The sequence below is a fragment of the Kitasatospora sp. NBC_01287 genome (genome assembly GCF_026340565.1).
Lineage (GTDB): Bacteria > Actinomycetota > Actinomycetes > Streptomycetales > Streptomycetaceae > Kitasatospora.
Genome location: NZ_JAPEPB010000002.1, coordinates 219,811 through 238,624, shown reverse-complemented (window position 1 = coordinate 238,624; position 18,814 = coordinate 219,811). Strand labels below are relative to the sequence as shown.

The 18,814-nt window shown below is 69.6% G+C and carries 15 protein-coding genes and 2 pseudogenes; 9 read left to right on the top strand and 8 right to left on the bottom strand.

Features of this window, described 5'->3' with window-relative positions:
- Positions 1-171 precede the first annotated feature (171 nt).
- Together istA and OG455_RS37880 are read left to right on the top strand one after the other, a co-directional pair.
- Entirely contained in the window at positions 172-1,695 is a 1,524-nt protein-coding gene (istA, locus tag OG455_RS37885) for an IS21 family transposase (protein WP_266301299.1), read from the top strand.
- Entirely contained in the window at positions 1,695-2,432 is a 738-nt protein-coding gene (locus OG455_RS37880; protein WP_323185668.1) for an ATP-binding protein, read from the top strand. Before istA ends, OG455_RS37880 begins: the two co-directional genes overlap by 1 nt.
- Here OG455_RS37880 and OG455_RS37875 read toward each other — a convergent pair.
- The 4 genes from OG455_RS37875 to OG455_RS37860 all read right to left on the bottom strand — a co-directional run bounded on the left by OG455_RS37875 (position 2,389) and on the right by OG455_RS37860 (position 6,225).
- Positions 2,389-3,171, bottom strand: a complete 783-nt coding sequence (locus OG455_RS37875; RefSeq protein ID WP_266301298.1) for a 2-phosphosulfolactate phosphatase — start codon at positions 3,169-3,171, stop codon at positions 2,389-2,391. The genes OG455_RS37880 and OG455_RS37875 overlap by 44 nt on opposite strands.
- A 43-nt stretch (positions 3,172-3,214) precedes the next feature.
- Entirely contained in the window at positions 3,215-4,186 is a 972-nt protein-coding gene (locus OG455_RS37870; RefSeq protein ID WP_266301297.1) for a hypothetical protein, read from the bottom strand.
- Between the two features lie 663 nt (positions 4,187-4,849).
- A complete protein-coding gene (locus OG455_RS37865) occupies positions 4,850-5,164 on the bottom strand; it encodes a helix-turn-helix transcriptional regulator (RefSeq protein WP_266301296.1) in 315 nt (104 codons plus the stop codon).
- Complete coding sequence (locus OG455_RS37860) at positions 5,161-6,225, bottom strand: tyrosine-type recombinase/integrase (protein WP_266301829.1); 1,065 nt, start codon at positions 6,223-6,225, stop codon at positions 5,161-5,163. Before OG455_RS37860 ends, OG455_RS37865 begins: the two co-directional genes overlap by 4 nt.
- A 139-nt stretch (positions 6,226-6,364) precedes the next feature.
- Between OG455_RS37860 and OG455_RS37855 the strand changes: the two are divergent.
- Positions 6,365-6,514: pseudogene (locus OG455_RS37855) on the top strand (ATP-binding protein); the annotation flags it as partial.
- A gap of 158 nt (positions 6,515-6,672) precedes the next feature.
- Here OG455_RS37855 and OG455_RS37850 read toward each other — a convergent pair.
- Both OG455_RS37850 and OG455_RS37845 read right to left on the bottom strand, forming a co-directional pair.
- A pseudogene (locus tag OG455_RS37850) lies at positions 6,673-6,809 on the bottom strand (NUDIX hydrolase); the annotation flags it as partial.
- 66 nt (positions 6,810-6,875) lie between these two features.
- Entirely contained in the window at positions 6,876-7,574 is a 699-nt protein-coding gene (locus OG455_RS37845; RefSeq protein ID WP_266301295.1) for an HAD family hydrolase, read from the bottom strand.
- A gap of 1,503 nt (positions 7,575-9,077) precedes the next feature.
- Between OG455_RS37845 and OG455_RS42180 the strand changes: the two genes are divergently transcribed.
- The 6 genes from OG455_RS42180 (at position 9,078) to OG455_RS37815 (ending at position 16,697) form a co-directional block, all read left to right on the top strand.
- Complete coding sequence (locus tag OG455_RS42180) at positions 9,078-9,224, top strand: hypothetical protein (protein WP_323185667.1); 147 nt, start codon at positions 9,078-9,080, stop codon at positions 9,222-9,224.
- Positions 9,225-10,265: 1,041 nt separating this feature from the next.
- The gene (locus OG455_RS37835; RefSeq protein WP_266301294.1) at positions 10,266-10,727 is read left to right on the top strand and encodes a hypothetical protein; all 462 of its coding nucleotides are present in this window, start codon (positions 10,266-10,268) and stop codon (positions 10,725-10,727) included.
- A 120-nt stretch (positions 10,728-10,847) separates the two neighbouring features.
- Positions 10,848-12,302, top strand: coding sequence for a site-specific integrase (locus tag OG455_RS37830; protein WP_266301293.1), 1,455 nt, complete (start codon positions 10,848-10,850; stop codon positions 12,300-12,302).
- Positions 12,299-14,062 (top strand): hypothetical protein, encoded by a 1,764-nt coding sequence (locus OG455_RS37825; RefSeq protein ID WP_266301292.1) that lies wholly within the window; start codon positions 12,299-12,301, stop codon positions 14,060-14,062. The genes OG455_RS37830 and OG455_RS37825 overlap by 4 nt, the downstream gene beginning before the upstream one ends.
- Positions 14,059-16,290, top strand: coding sequence for an integrase (locus OG455_RS37820; RefSeq protein ID WP_266301291.1), 2,232 nt, complete (start codon positions 14,059-14,061; stop codon positions 16,288-16,290). Before OG455_RS37825 ends, OG455_RS37820 begins: the two co-directional genes overlap by 4 nt.
- The gene (locus OG455_RS37815) at positions 16,287-16,697 is read left to right on the top strand and encodes a hypothetical protein (protein WP_266301290.1); all 411 of its coding nucleotides are present in this window, start codon (positions 16,287-16,289) and stop codon (positions 16,695-16,697) included. The genes OG455_RS37820 and OG455_RS37815 overlap by 4 nt, the downstream gene beginning before the upstream one ends.
- A gap of 645 nt (positions 16,698-17,342) precedes the next feature.
- On the opposite strand, the gene cyaY is transcribed toward OG455_RS37815, so the two are convergent.
- Together cyaY and OG455_RS37805 are read right to left on the bottom strand one after the other, a co-directional pair.
- Positions 17,343-17,669, bottom strand: coding sequence for an iron donor protein CyaY (gene cyaY / locus OG455_RS37810; RefSeq protein WP_266301289.1), 327 nt, complete (start codon positions 17,667-17,669; stop codon positions 17,343-17,345).
- Positions 17,670-17,812: 143 nt separating this feature from the next.
- Positions 17,813-18,772, bottom strand: coding sequence for an IS481 family transposase (locus OG455_RS37805; protein WP_266301828.1), 960 nt, complete (start codon positions 18,770-18,772; stop codon positions 17,813-17,815).
- Positions 18,773-18,814: the final 42 nt, after the last annotated feature.

The following is an 18,814-nucleotide window of genomic DNA, read 5'->3' as shown; positions in this document are numbered from 1 at the left end:
CCGGGCGGCGAGGATGCGCTGGACGCCGATCCCGGTCTCTGACGGCGGCCATGACATCCTCCCTGCTGGCGGCCACTTACGGCGCAATCTACGGCCTCGGGATTCCCCGCGTATGGCCAGATATTTCTCCCCGCTCGCCCCGATTGGTCCCGCTCGGCGACGCTGGAGCGGGTGAAGAACAGCAGGGAGATCATGGAGATCCTGGAGGCGTACGACCTCACAGGTAGTTACCGTGCTGCGGCCGAGTTGGCCGGGTGCGACCACCACACGGTGGCCCGGTACGTGAAGATGCGCGAGGCCGGACACGAGCCGGGCCAGCGCCGGCACCGCGCCCGGGCGATCGACGACTACCTTCCGAAGATCGAGGAGCTGGTGGTCCGCTCGCAGGGCCGCATCCGCGCGGACGTGGTGCACCGGCGGATCGTCGCGATGGGCTTCACGGGCGGAGAACGCACCACCCGCCGCACGGTCGCCGAGGCGAAGGCCCAGTTCAGGGCCGGTCAGCGCCGTGTCTACCGGCCATGGGTGACCGAGCCCGGGCTCTGGCTGCAGTACGACTTCGGCGACGGGCCGGTGATCAAGGGCCGCAAGACCACGCTGTTCTGCGCGTGGCTGGCCTGGTCCCGGTTCCGGGTGGTGATCCCGATCTGGGACAAGACCCTGCCGACGGTCACCGCCTGCCTGGACGCCACGCTGCGGCGGATCGGCGGAGTGCCGGCCTACGTGCTCACCGACAACGAGAAGACGGTGACCACCGACCACGTCGCCGGGATCGCGGTCCGCAACCCGGAGATCGTGGAGGTCGCCCGGCACTACGGCACGACCATTCGTACTTGCGTGCCGGCCGACCCGGAGTCCAAGGGCGGCTCGGAGGCGACGGTGCGGATCGCGAAGGCCGACCTGGTGCCCAAGGACGTGAACCTGCGTGAGGAGTTCCGCACCTTCGGCGAACTGGAGGCCGCCTGCCGCGAGTTCTGCGAGGAGGTCAACTCCCGCACCCACCGCGAGACCCGACGCAAGCCCGTCGACCGCCTCGCCGAGGAGCGCCAGCGGCTGCACCCGCTGCCGAGGCAGCCGTTCACCGCGGCGTTCGGCACGACCCGCCGGGTCAACTGGGACGCGACGATCTCGGTGGAGGCGGTGCGCTACTCGGTCCCGCACGAGCTGATCGACACCCGGGTCTGGGCCCGCTTCCACGGCGAGGAGCTGGTCGTCACCGCCGTCGATGACCGCGGCTCGGCCCGCGAGGTCGCCCGGCACCGGACCGGCAAGCCGGGCTCGCCCGTGCTGGACGACGCGCACTACCCGCCACGCGAGAACAAGGAAGCCGACCGCACGCCGAGGGCCACCAGCGCCGAGGAGGTCGCCTTCCTCGCACTCGGCCCCGGCGCCGCGTCCTGGCTGGTGGAGGCAGCGGCGGCCGGCACACGCCGGATCAAGGCGAAGATGGCCCAGGCCGTCGCCCTCGCCAAGCTCTTCTCCGCAGAGGAGGTCGACCGGGCGCTTGGCACCGCGGCGGTCACCGGCCGCTTCGCGGACAAGGACCTGCTCTCGATCCTCGACTACCAGGCCGTCCACGGACAGGCCGAACCCACCCGCCGCAGCGAGGAGCACTCGCTCCAGCCGGGCACCTCCGCCTGGTCCTCCTTCGGCCTCAACACCCTGCTCGACCACGACGAAAGCGACCCGTCCTGATGGCCACCCCGCTCCGAACCGTCCACGGCACCAACGGCGACCCGCTGGCCGAGGCCATCGAACTGACCAAGCGGCTCAAGCTCCCGCACATCCGCCGCTCGCTGACCGACATCATCCCCACCGCCAAGGCCCAACGCTGGGACCCGGCCGAGGTGGTGAGGGTCCTGCTGGCCGAGGAGGCCGCCGGCCGCGACCGCGCGAACCTGCACACCCGCCGCAAGCGGGCCGGCTTCCCCAGCGGCAAGACCTTCGGCGACTGGGACGAGACCGCCTCCGCGATCCCCCGGCACACCCAGGACGCGCTCAAGTCCCTTGAGTGGGTGGGCCGTCGGGAGAACCTGTGTGTCTGCGGCCCGTCGGGCACGGGCAAGAGCCACTTCACCGAGGCGCTCGGCCAGGCCGCGGTCGAGTCCGGCATGACGGTCGCCTGGTTCACCATCGAGGACCTCGGCGTCCTCGTCCGCCGACACCGCGCGGACGACTCGATCGCCCGGGCACTGGCGAGGATCATCCGCTCGGACCTCATTCTGGTGGACGACATCGGCCTGCTGCCCGTCTCGCCGGACGCCGCCGAGGGCTTCTACCGGCTGGTCGACGCGGCCTACGAACGGCGCTCGGTCGCGGTCAGCAGCAACCTCCACCCCTCCAAAGCGCACATGTTCCGGCGAACCTGTGCCAGGCAGCGCCGAAACGTCACAGGTTCGGCTGCGGCCTCGCGGCATCGGCGCTGTGCCTGAAGGCTCCGTCGGTGAGGACGGGCACGATCGTGCTGGCGTCGAGTTCGGTGGCGACGGCCACGTCGTCGGCGAACCCGCTCCGGATCAGTTCGATACCTGAGGAACAGGCCGCCACGGCAGCGCTGACATCGGAAGTCTGCGTGAAGCAGGCCCTGGCGGCGGCTGCCTCGGGGGACAGCGGGCCCACGCCTTGCGACCCCAGTTCGGCGATGATCGCCCCGGCGCCCAGCAGGTCCTCCAGCGCAGGTCGCAGGGTTCCGTCCGGCCACCGCTCACCAGCGGCGATCACCACCACGGGACGTTCCGCAGTCCCATAGCGGTGCCGGGCCAGCCATCGTCCAACAGCTGTGGCATTACGCAGACAGCCCGCCACCACCGTCGAATCGCCTGCCGCCGCGGCGATGGCGGATCCGTTGGGTGAGGGCAGCACGAGTCGGGGTGTGAACGGGGCTTGCCGCAGTGCCGCCGGCGACAGGGACCACGGCGAGGTCGAGGTGGCGGCCCGCCGCCCAGCGGCCAGCACCGCCGTCCTCGCCTGGGCAAAGGCGGACGCCGTCTCATCGCGCCAGGCATAGGGAAAGACCTGGGTCCCAGCCTCGACGGCGACGGTCACCGATGTCGTGAACGACAGCACGTCGACCACTACCAGGCAGGCGGCGTTCTCGGCCAGCTGCTGGGCACCGGTGGGGCCCCAATCGAATCGGACGCCGTGCTCTTGCTGCAGGAACCAGTCACTCATGATCACCGAGTATTTCACCGATTGGATCACTGGGGTGGCCTGTTTACGGGCCCGGCAGCCGTCCGGGATCGACGTGGTCGGCGAGGTAGATGAGGGTGGCCTGGGGATCCATGCCGAAGGCGGCGGCGACGAGCTTGGGGTCCATCGTGTTCACCAGGTCGACCAGGCGGGTGCTGCGGATCATCCGTGGCGGGAAGCCGCAGTCGTCAAGTACATGGGAGAGATAGGCAGTTGAGGCCGGGCTCTGCCCGGCCTTCGTTCCTTTGGTGACCATGACGTGGGGGTTGTCGGTCCGCCAGGCCACTCGGTGGGCCAGGCACCGCTGCAGCACGGTCCAGGAGGCCGGGTCGAGGGGGACGGGATGGGGCCGTTTGCCGAGCCGGACTGTTTGGGCGACCTCGTCGATGTCGCCGACCTGCAGCATCCGGGCCTCTGCGCTGGATGCGCCGTGCAGCAGGGCGAGCACGCCCACCAGGGCCTCGTGCGGGTGCACGCGCTCGTCGGTCGTCCAGCGTTGGAAGAGCTGACGCTGCTGGTCGAGGGTGAGGGTCCGGCCGCGGAAGCCGTTCGCTTCCTTGACAGTGAGGGTGAGGGTCGGATCGACCAGCACCAGTTTGTGGGCGCGGGCGAATCGGAAGAACTGCCGCAGCACCGTCAGTCGGCGCTTGCGGGCCTTGGGCAGCGTTGCGAGGAAGGCTTCGATGTCGTGCACATCGACGAGAGCCCAGTCGTCCTTGTTCTGCTTGGTGGCCAGGAAGAGTGCCAGGTCGCGCATGGTGGCCAGGGCGGTTTCCAGCGTGTGGTCGCTGCGGGGGCGGGTGCCGGCTCGGCGGGCCCGGTCCTGGGCTCGCATGCGGGAGGTGTCGAACGCCGACACGGCCGGCCGCATCGAGCCCGGCACGGCCTCGATGCGGCGCCGCCGGCGGCCTGCGGCCAGCTTGTCTGCCTGGTCAGTGGGCAGTGCCAGGCCGTTGCGGGTGAAGAAGTCCTCCAGCGCGCGGGCGAAGGAACCCATCGACCTTCCTGGCCTTCGTGATCGTTCCAGCAGGGCCTGGGGCGAGTTGGAGTGCTCGTCCTGCAAGAGCCGTCCCAGGTCGGTGACGAAGCCACAGGCCCGCGAGACGCAGTGCCGCGCGGCGATGTGGGCGACGAAGTCGCCCAGCCAGGATGGCGGTTCGGAGAGATGCTCGCGGAGGTGTTCGGCGCGGATGAACGGCCGGCCGGGGTGCTTCTGCCAGCAGGCCGAGCACAGTCCCAGTCCCTCATGCCGCCGCAGCTGCCCGCACTCGCGGCAGACCTGCGGCGGCTTCTTCGGTGATCCTGGATGGGAGCACGGCCCGCACCAGCCGGTCGCCGCGCGCAGAAGACCCGGCTTGCCGCAGCGCGGACACGGCTGCTTGGCGGCCAGGCGCCGGGATCTGTTACGGCAGTCGCGGCACAGCGGGCTGTCCGCGGACCGCACCGGATGCCCGCACTGCCCGCAGACGCGCGAGCACAGGATGCACCGGCCGGTGTCCTGCTGCAGCACCCGGGCAAGACCGCAGGACGGACAAGTCGCCTTGGCAGCCTCTTCCCTCATCTTTCGCTCGCAGCGGCAGCAGTGCTCGCGGTCGAGGAACCCGACCGGGGCGCCGCAGGTGACGCAGTCGCGTTGCTTCTTACCCATCAATACCTGCCGTCACAGGGGCGGCATCGACCGGCCACGGGCGGAGGCGGCCTGCGGCAGGTCGGCGACCGGTCGAGGCGGCGCGATCGGCCGCTCGACTGGGGTGGTGTCGACCTCGATCAGGTCGTTGGGGGTGCACTCCAGTGCGGTGCACAGTGCTGCCAGCGTGGTCATCTTCACCTGCGAGGGCTCCTTGGTGAACAGCGCCGACACCGAAGCCGAGGACAGCTCCAGGCCGGCCCTCTCGGCCAGCAGCCGCCGCAGTTCGGTGCCCGTCCATACCTCGCGCTGGGCCGCGGCCATCCTCAGCCGCCATTGGATCTTCATGCCGTGGAGTCCTTCCCGGTAAGCTCGGCCAAGGTGCTGGCGACGGCCCGCTGATAGGCGTCCTCGATGAACGTTGCGGAGGGCCGGACGTATCGCATGGTCGAACTGACCGTCCAGTGACCGAGTAGCTGCTGGATGGCCACGAGGTCGACGCCGCGTTCGTAGTTGTGGGTCGCGCACGCCCGCCGCAGGGCATGGGGGCTGAATCGCTCGGCGGCCGGGCGTCCTTCGAGTTCCATCAGATACCGCAGCCGGTTGCGGATGGTCCCGCGGTGCAGACTGCCGCCGGACTCGTCCGCGAACAGGACAGGCGAGTCGGGGAACTTGGGCCGCACGTCCTCCAGGAACCATCTCAGCACCAGGTCCAGGCCGTCGAGCATGGGCACCCACCGCGGCCGCGGGCCGGAGGTGTGGGCTCCCTTGCCGAAGCGGACATGGAGTTTGCCGAACGGGCCGCGGGTGAAGTGCAGGTCCGGCAGGTCCAGCAGCGAGGCCTCCTCCGAGCGGAGGCCGGCGTGATACAGCGTCCGGAACATCGCATAGTCCCGGGCTGCGGGTCCGTACTTCCGGGCGGTGGCGATCCGCCGCTTCATGAAGTCGAAGAACTCGGTGACCCGCTCGGGCGTCGGGGGCGGCAGCAGGGCCGGGGAGTCGTCGCCGACATGCCGGGAGGCGTTGAACTCATCGACCGGGCAGACCAGTCGGACACCAAAGGCAGCCTCGATCTCGGCTGCCTTCCGGGCCTGCAGGAACCGGTGGAAGCCCTTGAAGATCTGCACGTACTCGCGCCGGGTCGACGTTTTGCGGCCCTGGACCGCGAGATCGCCGACAACGCGGTCGATGTCCTCGGGCGTGACCTCCCACGCGGGGCGGCCAAGCGCCGTGAGGGTCCGTTCCAGCAGACCGATGTCGTTGTCGATGGTCACCGGGCTGAACCCTCGGGCCCGCCACGAGGCGACGAACGCGTCGACACAGATGGTCTGGAAGCGCCACGGGTCCGTGGTCAATGGTTCCTGCGGGACGGCGCCGCCCGCGATGACCTGCAGTCTCGCCTCGCCCATTGGCACACCTTCCTCGCTCCTGAACCATCAAGGCAGCACCTGGAAAAGCCACATGCCGCCATGAGATTCAACGAGGACAGCAGGAGAGGGATACGGCCAGGTGACAGGGCAGACTCCCCGCAGGGAACAAGTGCCAGCCCCAGATGGGTTCGACGAGATCATGCCCAAGACCCTGGCCACCGCTACGGTCGACCGGCTCATGCACCACGCCCACATCGTCGTCACCCAGGGTGACAGCTACCGGCTCACCCAGGCCACCACCGGCAAGGGAGTGAAGCCCTTCAGCTGACCAGCACCTCATTCAGGCGGGGAGATTATCTGGCCGCCACCGGGGCGGTCCTGAAGACCGCAGGTGGGGCGAATCTCTGGCCGCCAGTGGGGCGAGCGCGATGGCCGTTGACAGGTCTCCAACTCGTCAGTCACCAAGAGCACCAGTTGCGGCGGGTGCACGGTTGCACCCAGTTCCTCGAAGAGATCCCGGTGCAAGGCGGCCTTGACGCTGCTGTCGTCGTCCGCTTGATCAGTACCAGCTGGTCCCCATCAAGCAGGACCGCCCTCGCGCTGCGCTTCACGATCTCCGGCATCTGTGGGTTCCTCGCTGCCGTTCGGTGGACCGCCGCCGCATGGACAGGGAGCAAGCAGACCATGCCTCAGCCCCCCTCGGCCGCGAGATACTTGAAGTGGCTCATCAGAGCAGCGGTATCGGTCAGATCCGGTAGCACCGCACTGGCACCAGCTCGGCGCAGTTCTGCGGCGGAGTTGACCCCTGTAGCGACGGCGACAATTTCAACCCCGTTCGTTAGCGCTGCCTCAACATCCCGCGGGGTATCGCCGACTAGCGTCACAACCGTCCTCCCTGGAACGGTGTACGCAGCGCGGATGCGGTCGCAGGCCACATGGACGAGCGCTGCCCGCTCAAGACGGTCAGCGCCGTACGCGCCGACCTCCAGGTCCACCAGACCGTCGAGTCCGAACGCGGCGAGCTTCAACCGGGCATTCGCCGCGATATTGCCGGTCAGCACGGACGAGATGATCCCAGGCTCCTTCCCAACTGCGGTCAGGACATCCCGGGCACCGGGCAGCGCACGGCCGCGCTGTCGCAGTTCCTCGGACCGTTCGCGGCCGGCGGCCTCGAGTGCTGCCTGCACGATGTCCCAATCCGGCTGCACCAGTCCGTCCCGGTCGAACATCTCTCGCATGATCAGCCGATCGGTCCGCCCGTCCGTCACGGCGGGACCTGAGGGCTGACGCCGAGCCACAGCCGCGAACGCTGCGCCGTATATCTCCTTGCTCACACCCGCGTTGTCGATGAGCGTGTGGTCGATGTCCCACAGGACGATGAGCGCCATCCGGCCAGCCTAGGCAGCGCATCGGGCGCGCGTCGCCTGCCGCACGTCCCAGGACGTCCTTGCGGGTCCTGACGGAGTCCGATTGGATATGCGGTCTTCCCTCAAAATCGGATCTGTTCAAGGGATCTGAAGGGACACCGGTGGACAGGTGGCGCGTGGAGTGGGTTCCGGAGCCGTGGGGCTGGGAGGCCCTGCCGGGATCGAATGTGTCCGGGGTATCGGACCTGGCGGGTCGGGTGACGCAGATGGGGTTACGGCCGGGCGATCCCGTCTTCCTGGCCCCGGATTGCCGGGTGGACGTGGGTCTGCTGGACTTCGTCCGGCGGTCACGGTTCCAGGTGTTGGAGCGCGAGACGAAGCGGAACTACGTGACTGACATCCGGCTGCTGCTGGACTTCCTGTGGTCGCGGAATGTGCGGTGGGAGCAGGCCAGCCCGCAGGATCTGCGAGATTACCGGGCCTGGCGGTGTGATGCGCCGCAGAACCCGGCACGGATCAGCGGATCGAAATGGAACCGGGAGGCGGCGGCGTTCACGCTGCTGTTCCGATGGGCTGGGGTGACGCCGCTGCCGGTGGATGTGGGGCTGGCCCGGGATCGAGCTCCGGACAGCGGGAGGGACCGGGTGTCGTGGCTGACGCCCCGCACGTGGCGGCTGTGGACGGACATCGGCCTGCGGGGCCGCACCCGCGAGGGAGTGGTGGCGCCGGGGTGGGTGGGGCGGACCGAGACGCGCAACGCAGCGTTCGTGGGTCTGCTGGTCAGTTCAGGGCTGCGGCGGCAGGAGGGCGGAGCACTGCTGACGTTCGAGGTGCCGCGGGTGCCGTTGCGGCGGGGCCGGTACTGCCATGGCCGAGTCCCAGGGGCGCTGACCCGCTCGAAGCGGGACCGCACGTTCTACGCGTCGGTGGACGCGGTGCGGCAGGTGGAGGCGTACGAGGACTGCGAGCGGGCGTGGGCCGTCCACCGGGCCCAGCAGTGCGGCCGATACGAGCGGCTTGCGGTGATGCGGCTGGTCACCAGGGTGACCCAGGGCCTGCAGCCGCGGGTGCACTGGGTGGACCGTGACGGTGTGCGCGGCGAACGGGCGCTGTCCGCGTTGTCGTGGCAGGAGCGGCAGTGGCTGTTCGTGGAGGGGCCCGAGGGCCCGGAGCCGGCGTGGCTGTGGCTGACCGAGCAGGGGCTGCCGATGGTGCCGCACTCCTGGGAGGGTGTGTTCCGGGGTGCGAACCTGCGCTGCGAGGAGGTCCTGCGTCCCCCGGTTGAACGGGTGAGGGACCTTCACCAGGCGTATGCGCCCTATGCCACACCGCACTCTGCCAGGCATTCCATGGCCTTGTACATGCTCGTCGTGCTCAACGAGCTGCTGGAGCGGCGCTATGGTCTGTCGGCCGCGGAGCGGCGGGACTTCGCCCTGCTGTTCGGCGACCCGTGGTTCCTGGTGCAGACCCTTGTTGGGGCATTCGGACGTCGAGCTGACGAAGCGGATCTACTTGGCTCCGGTGATGCATCTGCGGCTGACGTCGATCCTGACGGTGGCCGGGGACGGCCCCGCGGGGCACGGGCAGGACCTGGACACGGTGTTCGCGCGGATCGCGAGCGAGACGGCCGGCATCCAGGACATCGACGCGCGGATGGAGGCGGTTCGGTGAGCGGCCGTGGGCGTCGCGCGTCGCTGCCGCCGACGGACTTCCACTGCGCGCCGCCGCTGGCGGCGGACGGGCTGCGGGTGACCTTCGTGAACAAGGCCGGATACGCGACGGTGTTCGACTTCGCGACGCTGCCGCTGGCCGAGCCGTTCCAGCGCTCTCTAGCCGCGGTGTTCGCGGCCCGCAGCCGTGGCTGGACCAGTCGTGCGACCGCGAAGGGCTTGTGGGGCATGGTGGGTGCCTTCTCCCGGTTCGCGGCCTCGCTGCAGCCGCCGCCCGCGGATCTGGAGGATCTGACAACGGGCGCGCTGCGGCGCTGGCGGCTGGCGAACGTCGGCACCCCGGGTGGGCGGCAGACTCTGACGGTGATTCGGGGGCTGCTGCGGCTGGATCCGCGGATGCTCGCCGGCCCAGCCGCAGAGGAGCTCGCTCGGCGGATTCCCAGGCCAGACAGCACGACACGGTCCTACGAACCTGAGGAGTTCGACGAGATCAGGCTCATCGCGCGGCGCCATTTCCGGACCGCGCTGCTGCGGATCGAGGAGAACGAGCGCCTGCTGGAGCGTTGGCGGGCTGGGGAGACGGCCGAGGGCGGTCAGGAGTGGCGTCTGGGAAGGGTCCTGGACCACCTGGCCCGCACCGGCGACGTTCCTCGCACGCCGCAAGCGGGGAGCCGGGGCAACGTCACCAACCACCGGCTGCTGGGCGGAACGTCACGGGACCGCACGTGGGGGCGGCTGTTCTTGTCGCGGTCGGAGCTGACCAGCCTGGGGGTGCTGCTGACCGCGGAGTTCGGGTGGAACCTGTCGGTCTACGACCACCTGCCCGTGCCCCGCGCCTCCCCGGCTCTGGCCGCGGGGGAGGCGGTGACCTACGAGGTCCGGATTGAGAAGCGCCGGGCCGGGGCGGGCCACTGGTTCTCCCGCGAGTTCCACACCGACTCCGGGCCGCACTCCCCGGGCCGGCTGATCACCCAGGACCCTGGCCGCGACCCGCACCGCGCGCGCCCTGGCCGAACAGCTCGCCCCCGGCACCGACCACCTCATGGTCTGCCGCAGCGCCCACCTGGGGCGCGAGCACCACCATCCGGACCGGCCCCGCCCCGTGGGCCCCCTCGCGTTCGGCCTGACCGACGGCGATTCGCAAGCATGGTCGGTGCGGAACGGCATCGCCGGGCAGCCCTTCCGACGCTCGCGACGGACCGCGGTGACCGAGCAGGGCCAACCCCTGCAGCACACGCACCGCACCCAGGAACGCAGCTACGTGCTGCCCGACCAGCGGATCCAGCACGAGGCCGTGGAAGTGATCGCGGCCGGCGCCACCGACGCCCTGGACCAGGCCCGCGAGGTGACCCTCGCCGCCCACCTGACGCAGCGCGCGGACCCCGCACACCAGAAGACCGCGACCGCGGACTGCGCGGACCCCGACGCCAGCCCCTGGCCCGCGCCGAGCGGCGGCTGCGCGGCCTCGTTCCTGCTCTGCCTGGCCTGCACCAATTCCCTATAGCGTCAGCGTGTTGAAGCGCTACAGGAGGAGTGCCGGGTGTCGCGGTGGCGAGTGTTCTGGGTGGGTCGGGACTGGCTGACGATGTCGGGTCCACCAGGAGTCGGGGCGGCGGATTGGGAGATGCAGGAGGGGGATGCGGTATTCGTTGGGCCGGGTTTCCGGATCGATCCGCTGCTGTGCCGTTTCGGGCAGTCCTCGGTCTTCCGGGGATATGAGCGGGAGACGCGGCGGAATTACGCAACGGACATTGTTCTGCTTCTGACCTCTCTGTCCGCGCGGGGCCGGCACTGGACGGATGCGAGCGAGAAGGATCTGAAGGATTACGGGACGTGGCGGCTGGACGCGCCGTCGAACCCGGCGCGGGTGGGCAACTCGAAGTGGAACCGGGAGCTGGCGGCGTTCACGGCCCTGTACAAGTGGGCCAAGGACCAGGGGTACGTGTCGGCGAGTCCGGTGACGATGCGCCAGGTTACCGACACCCGGGGTGGCACGCGGGAGGTTCCGGACGGGCTGAAGAAGCCGATGGTGTCGGACATGCACTGGCTGACGCCGCGTACGTGGCGGCTGTGGACGGACATCGGCCTGCGCGGTCACACCCGGGACGGGGACGTAGAGCCGGACTGGCTGGGGCGGCTGGAGGATCGGAACACCGCGTTCGTGCGGCTGGCGGTGTCCTCAGGGCTGCGGCGCCAGGAAGGCGGTTCGCTGCTGACATTCGAGGTCCCCGGCACGCGGCTGGGCAACAGCCGCTACTGCCGCGGGCGGGTGTCGGGGGCGGTTACACGCTCGAAGGCATCGCGGACGTTCTACTGCTCGACCGAGGCGGTGCGCGACATCGAGTCGTACGTGGAGTCCTCGCGGGCCTGGGCAGTGCGCAAGGCCCAGGCCCGTGGCCGCTACGACGAGCTGACGAATGTGCGGCTGGTCACCGAGGTGACCCAGGGGCCCAAGCGCAAGGTTCGTTGGAGGGACCGGGACGGCGTCCTCTTCGAGGGGTTGCTGGACTCGTTGACCTGGCGGGAGCGGGCGATGCTGTTCACCGAGGGTCCCGACGGTCCGGAGCCGTTGTGGCTGTGGCTGAACGAGGCTGGGCTGCCGTTCCAGCCGCACTCGTGGGAGGCGGTGTTCCGCACTGCGAACCAGCGCTGCCGGGCGGCGTTGGAACCGCTGGCCGATCAACGGCGCGACCCGCACAGGGTCTACTCGCCCTACGCCACCGTGCACGGAGCGCGTCACAGCATGGCTCTGTTCATGCTGGTGGTGCTGAACTCGCTGCTGGACAGGCGCTTTGGGCTGAGTCCGAAGGAACGCCGGGATTTCGCCCTTCTCTACGGCGATCCGTGGCACCTGGTGCAGGGGCTGTTGGGCCATGCGACCCGGCAGGTCACGGTCGAGACGTATCTCGCGCCGGTGCGGCACCTGCAGCTGGAAGCCCTGCTGGCGGAGGCCGATGAGCCCTTGTCGGCGCCGTTGCCGGATCTGGACGGGCTGTTCACGAGGGTGGCTCGGGAAGGGGATGGCATCCAGGACATCGAGGATCGTCTGACGCCCCGCCAGGCGGGGGTCGCGTCGTGACCACGATGGACACCGAGGAGAGGAACGGCCATAGCGAAGGCCGCGGCAGGGGCAGGAAGGCGGTCCTGCCGCCGACCGATTACACCGCCCCGCCAGTCCTGGATCCGCTGACCGGCCTGATGGTGCGCCACCGCGACCGCGACGGCCATACACGGGACTACGACTTTGCCACGCTGCCGGCGCCCGCACCGTTGCAGCGGTCCCTGGCTGTCCTGTTCGCCGCCCGCACCCACGGCTGGGGCTCCCACGAAACCTCCAAGGGGAGCTTCCGGTACCTGCATGCGTTCGCGACGTTCGCCTCCCAGCGCGCCCGGCCACCGGAGGACCTGGACGAGCTCACCGCCGCCGCGGTGAAAGCCTGGTGGGAACAGCAGAAGCACACGTCCGGCGGGCGCGAGGTATTCCGGAGCGTCGCCAGTCTGCTGCGCGATGATCCCCGCCTGCAGGCGGGTCCGGTTTTCGAGGAACTCGCCCGCCGCGTCCCGGACCTGCCGAGCAAGGTGGAGTCCTACGCGCCCGCGGAGTTCGACCGGATCCGGCTGGAGGCCCGGCGCGTGTTCCGAGCCGCGCTGCTGCGGATCGAGCAGCACTCCGACCACCTGGATTCCTGGCACCGCGGTGCCTTCGCGCCCGGCACCGAGGACTGGGCCCTGGGTGAGGCCCTGGACCTGATCGCCCGTACCGGCGACATCCCCCGCTACAAGCGCGGGGAAGTGAAGATTCGCTACCGCCGCGCGGTGGGCGGACGCTCCGCCGAGGTGACGTGGAAGCGGCTATTCCTGGACCGGATGGAGGCAACCGCCCTGGGGGTGCTGCTGATGACCGAGTTCGGCTGGAATCTCTCGGTGATCAACGTGATGCCCACACCGAAGGCCGCCCCCGACGCCGGCCCCGACGGCCGGCCCACTTACCGGATCCCGGTCCGCAAGCACAAGGGCGGCCGCTCCGAGACCGAGAGTGCCACTGATGCCGGTGCCGACTCCCCAGGCCGTCTGATTACCCAGGCCCTGCAGGCCACCCGCTTCGCCCGCGCCTTGGCTCACAACCTTGCCCCCGGCACCGACCGTCTCCTGGCCTGGCGCGCCCACTGTCCCCAGCGGGTGATCGAGAACCCGGCACGCCGCACTGCCGTCGGTCCCATCCGCCTGGGTCTCAACGACGAGGATGCGGCCGGGTGGAAGAAGCGGACGGGCACGGGCTCGCCGTTCCAGCGCGGACGGCGCACGGTCGTGGTGGACCGCGGGGAACCGTCCCAGCACACCCTCGACACCCACGAACGCCGATACGTGCTGCCCGACCAGCGCGTCCAACGGCAGGCCGCCCCCGTCGTCGCCGCCGGTGCGGCAGCCGCGCTGGAGCACGCCCGAAAGACGGTCAGCCTGGCCGCCCAGCTCAGCCAGGAGCGCGGCCCCGGATACCAGGAGACCGCCACCGCCGACTGCTCCAGCACCGAGCAAGGCCCCGCGCCGCTACCGGACGGGGGCTGCGGAGCGTCCTATCTCACATGTCTAGGCTGCGAAAGCGCGCGAATTCATGCTGATCACCACCCGCGTCTGGTCCATTTGCACCAGGCGCTGGCGAACGCCCGCTCGGTCCTACCCGCGCCCGTCTGGGACCGGGACTGGAGTGACGCCCACGCCCGCTTGGAGGATCTGAGAGGCAAGATCGGCGCCGGGGCCTGGGACAAGGCTCGGGGCCGGATCGCCGCCGCCGACCGGGAGATTGTCGACGACCTGCTGAGTGGAGACCTCAACCCGTGACCGCCATCCTCGCTCCCGAGGCCGATCCCTATCTCCTGCCGCTGCCCGAACTAGACACCCCGGTCATCCCCGCCCACCTGGTCATCGCCCGCCACGCGCACCTCAGCAGCTGTTTCGGCGACATGGTGTGGTCGCTGGCCCCGCTCATCGACAACCCCAGCACGTATCTGTTCAAGATCGACTGGGAGTCCTGCGTGGAGTGCTTTCGCGAGCCGCTGCGGCTGATCGCATGGACGTTCCTGAACGGGGAACTTCGCAACAGCTTCGTGCGCGAGCGCGCGGCCAGAATGCGGACTCGCATCGCCCCCGATTCGGCACAGAGAACCGTGCGGGCATGGATGCTGATGGCGCACTGGCTGGAGAAGCGGGGCATCGTCACGCTGGCCGCCTGCGACCGGGCGGTCCTGCACGAGTACGGGCTGCACCTGCGCGACGCCGGCAGCGGCCGCGCCAACGTGCGCAAGCAGCTGCTGGCGGTGACGCGGTTGTGGGCGTTCGACCAGCTCACCGCCCGGCCCGCCGGGATTCCACGCCCCCCGTGGGATGAGGACGGAGTGGACGATTATCTGCCCGCCGAGACCTCGACCGGCGGGGAGAACGCGCGGGAGGTGCTGGCCGAGGAGACCATGGGCCCGCTGCTGATCTGGGCGATCCGCTTCGTCGAGGACCTGGCCGACGACATCCTCGCCGCCCACGCCGAAGCCCGTCGCCTGCACCAGGCCGCCCACACCCAGCAGTCGACCCCTGCCGGTCGGCTCGCTCTCAACGCCTACCTGACCCAGCGGGTCGCTGGCGGCGACCCGTTGCCCGCCACCTTCCACAACGGCAAGCCCACCCTGCCCCGCGCCTACGTCGCGGCCGTGACCGGTGCCTCTCTCCGGCAGGTCGCTCACGCCTGCAACAGGCTGGATCTGTCAGCGATTGTGACGGCCAGCCCAGGCTTGTGTCCGCTCGACGTACCGGTCACCGGCCGGATCAACGGGCGCCCCTGGCGCGAGACTATCGACTACACCGAGGCCGACACCCTGCTCAAGCACCTGGTCACGGCCGTCTTCATCGTCTGCTCGTACTTGACAGGCGCCCGTCCCCAGGAGGTTCTCGGCCTGCGCGCGGGCTGCTGTCCCGATCCGGAACCCGGGCCTGACGGCCAGTCGGGCCGTCACGTTCTCCGTGTCCACCCCGAGGACGTCGCGCCCGGCCCGGACGAGGAGGACGACGAGGAGCCGCACCTGCTGATCCGCAGTCACCACTACAAGAGCGCCACCGATCCCGACACCGGCCACTACCTGCCCGGCGGCGCTGAGCGTGCGGTTCCCTGGGTCGCCATCACTCCCGTCGTCAACGCCATCCGCGTGCTGGAGCGCTTCGTCCCCGACGACGAGCTGCTGTTCGACGCGGCCATCCATGATCCTTCCCACGCCCGTCACCGCACCGGATCCCTGGGGAACTACGCGATCGCCGTGCGGATCGAGGACTTCGTGACCTGGGTAAACAACGAGGCCAAGACCCGCGACCTGCCGGGTGAGACCATCGTTCCCGACCCACACGGGCGGATCGGGACCGCGCGTTTCAGGAGGACGTTGGCCTGGCATATCGCGCGCCGGCCCGGCGGTCTGGTCGCCCTGGCGATCCAGTACGGCCACATGCGGACCGTCCTGAACACCGACGAGTCCGGCCGCTACGGCAGCCGCAGCCGCAGCGGGATCCACGCCTACGTCGACGTCGAGACCGCCCTGGCCACCGCCGACACCGCCGCCGACCTCCACGAGCGCATGCAGGACGGCGAGGCTATCTCCGGGCCCGCCGCCCGCCGGGCGATCCTGGCCGCGGCGAACGGCCCGGTGTTCCAGGGCGGCCTGGTCGGACTCGACTTCGTCCGCAAGCACGCCGCTGCCCGCCGGCACCTGGCCCAGGACGGCACTGTCCTCTACGACAACCCCCACGCACTGCTGCTCTGCCTCTACAAACGCGACCGGGCCCTCTGCGCGAAGGACGACCAGCACAACGACGCGCCCAGCCTCGACCAGTGCGTCCCGGGCTGCGGCAACACCGTCCGCACCGACCAGCACGCCACCTGGCTCCGCCGGCGCGCCGACGACCTCGACCGCAAAGCCGCCCACGTCCCCGGTCCCCTGGCCGAACGCCGACACGCCACCGCCACACGCCTGCGCGAACTGGCCGACGAACACGACCGCACCCGCTTCACCCTCCGGGAGAGTCCCACGTGAGCCCCGCCCCCGACGAACGCGACCGGATCCGCGCCGCGACGGACCGCATCCTGGCCGGCACACCTGAACGCTCCAACGGAGCCCTGACCATCGTCGCCCTGGCCATCGAGGCCGACGTCCCCCGAAACGCCCTGACCCAACGTCACACCGACCTGAAGAACGACTTCTACCAAGCCGTCCAGGCCCGCGGCGGCACCTCCGACGTCGAGACCCGCCTGCGCAAGAAGATCGTCGACCTCAAGACGACCATCGCGAACAAGAACGAGGAGATCACCCAGCTCAAGGCCGACGTCGATGGCTTCCTCGCCGAGAACACCCGCCTCACCCTGGAGAACCAGGAACTGCGCGACGTCCTCAGCGGCGGCAACGCGAACGTCATTCCCCTGCGGCCCGGACCGAACCGCTGAATGGTGGTCCCTCGTTCTCGCTGACCGCCCGACCACACGACACACGGGTGCCCCCGAGCCGTCCGGGCGGACAGCTCGGGGGCACCTGAGTGTTCTAGGGTCCGCGTCCGCGGCACCACCCCGGATAACGAACAGCGACTCCGCAAGCAGATCCGACGACTCAAGGAACTCCGGACGGCCGATGTTGAGGAGATCACCCAGCTCAAAGCAGATGTCGAAGCTCTGGTCCGTGCCCTGCACCAGGCCACCGCCGAGAACCAGCTCCTACGCCAGCAGAGGGCAGAGCATCCAGCTTTGCTCCGCCCTCTTCCCGCTCAGAGCGGGCAGTTCCGCGACTCCGTATGCGAATCCACACCAGGGGCTCCGCCTGGGCACCCTTGACCCCCAGCTGGCACGCCGGCGCCCGCTCCCAGGAGATTCTCGGCCTGCGTTCCGGCTGCTGGCCGGACCCGGAAGCCGGAACCGCCGAAGCGGCACTGCGCCAGCGATCGAGCCTGCGGCCGTGGTGGCGTTGCGGACGCCGTCCTGGGTGACGCCCGGGCCGCCTTGGCAGGGGTAGCAGCCGCATCCGAGGTCGTCGATTACCGCGGCGGCCACCCCTGTCAAGAGTCAGGGCTGTCGAAGAATTAGGACGTCAAGCCGTACTCAGTTGAAGTTGATCTCCTGGCCTGCTTGGACGGTGGCCGCCTCCGAGAGCAGCGTGAGGAAGCTCTTCTTGGATCGGGCATCGATCCAGCTGCCGTTCGTGTAGTCGAAGTGGTAGGAGTTCGTCTTCGTCGCCAACCCGATCTGCCGTGTGTCTTCGTGACGGGTGATCACGATCTTGTTCTGCTTGTCGCTTTTGAAGGTCAGCGTCATGGTGGAGCCGTCGTTCTCGCAGTCGATATCGGCGTCGCCCTCGATACTGTCCAGCTTCTGTTCAACGTGCAGTATCAACTGGTCAGCCAACTGGCGAAACTCTGCGTTGTCCATCATGTCTCCCGGGTCTTAGGTACGGTTCGCGGCGCCTCGACTCGGCCCTGTGAGCCGTCGAGGATTCCGATCTCGATCATGCCCTAGCGAGATGAACGGGAACCCGATCTCGAGGACGCCGAGGAGCTGATGCGTGAAGCGTGCTAGATGTTCTGACCCGTGAGGTTGGGGACGCGGCTGGCGGGTGATTGGCCCTTGAGCGCGGTGTGTCCGCGGTGGTGATTGTAGGTGTGGAGCCAGGCGGGGTAGGCGTCGCGTCGTTCCTGCTCGGTGCGGTAGGGCCTGGCGTAGGCCCATTCGTCGAGCAGGGTGCGGTTGAAGCGTTCGACCTTGCCGTTGGTCTGTGGCCGGTAGGGCCGGGTTCGTTTGTGGGTGATCCCGGCGGCGGCCAGGACGTCCCGCCAGGGGTGGGACTTGTAGCAGGAGCCGTTGTCGGTCAGCACGCGCTGGACGGTGATCCCGGCCTGGGCGAAGAAGTCCTGGGCTCGGGTCCAGAACGCGGCGGCGGTCTCCTTGCGCTCGTCGGTCAGGATCTCGCTGTAGGCGAGGCGGGAGTGGTCGTCGACGGCGTTGTGGAGGTAGCTGTAGCCGGTGCCGGAGCGGGTCTTGCGGCCGGCCTGGCGGCCGAGCACCTGGTGGCCGCCGCCGTCGGGGATGTTGCCGAGCTTTTTGATGTCGACGTGGACCAAATCGCCTGGTGCGTCGTGTTCGTAGCGGCGGATGGCGCGGCCGGTGGCGCGGTCGAGGTGGGTGAGGCGGGCGAGGCGGTAGCGGGTCAGGACCCGGTGGACGGTGGCGGGGTTGAGCCCCAGCAGGTAGGCGATGCGGGCCGGTCCCCAGCGGCGCAGGACGCGGACCTTGATGATCCGGCGCTCGGTGCGGGTCGGGGTGCGGCGCGGGCTGTGGTGCGGGCGGCTGGACCGGTCGTCCATGCCGGCCTCGCCCAGGGCCCGGTAGCGGTCCGCCCAGCGCTTGGCCGTGGTGGGCGAGACCTGGAAGCGTTCGGCGGCCCGGCGCAGCGGCCAGCCGTCCTCGACCACGCATCGGGCCAGGCGCAGGCGTCCGGTCTCAGAGCGTTGTGGTGAACCGCTCTGTAGCTCGATGAGCTGCGGTTTCCTCAGCACGGTGGTGTGTGGATGGCTTCT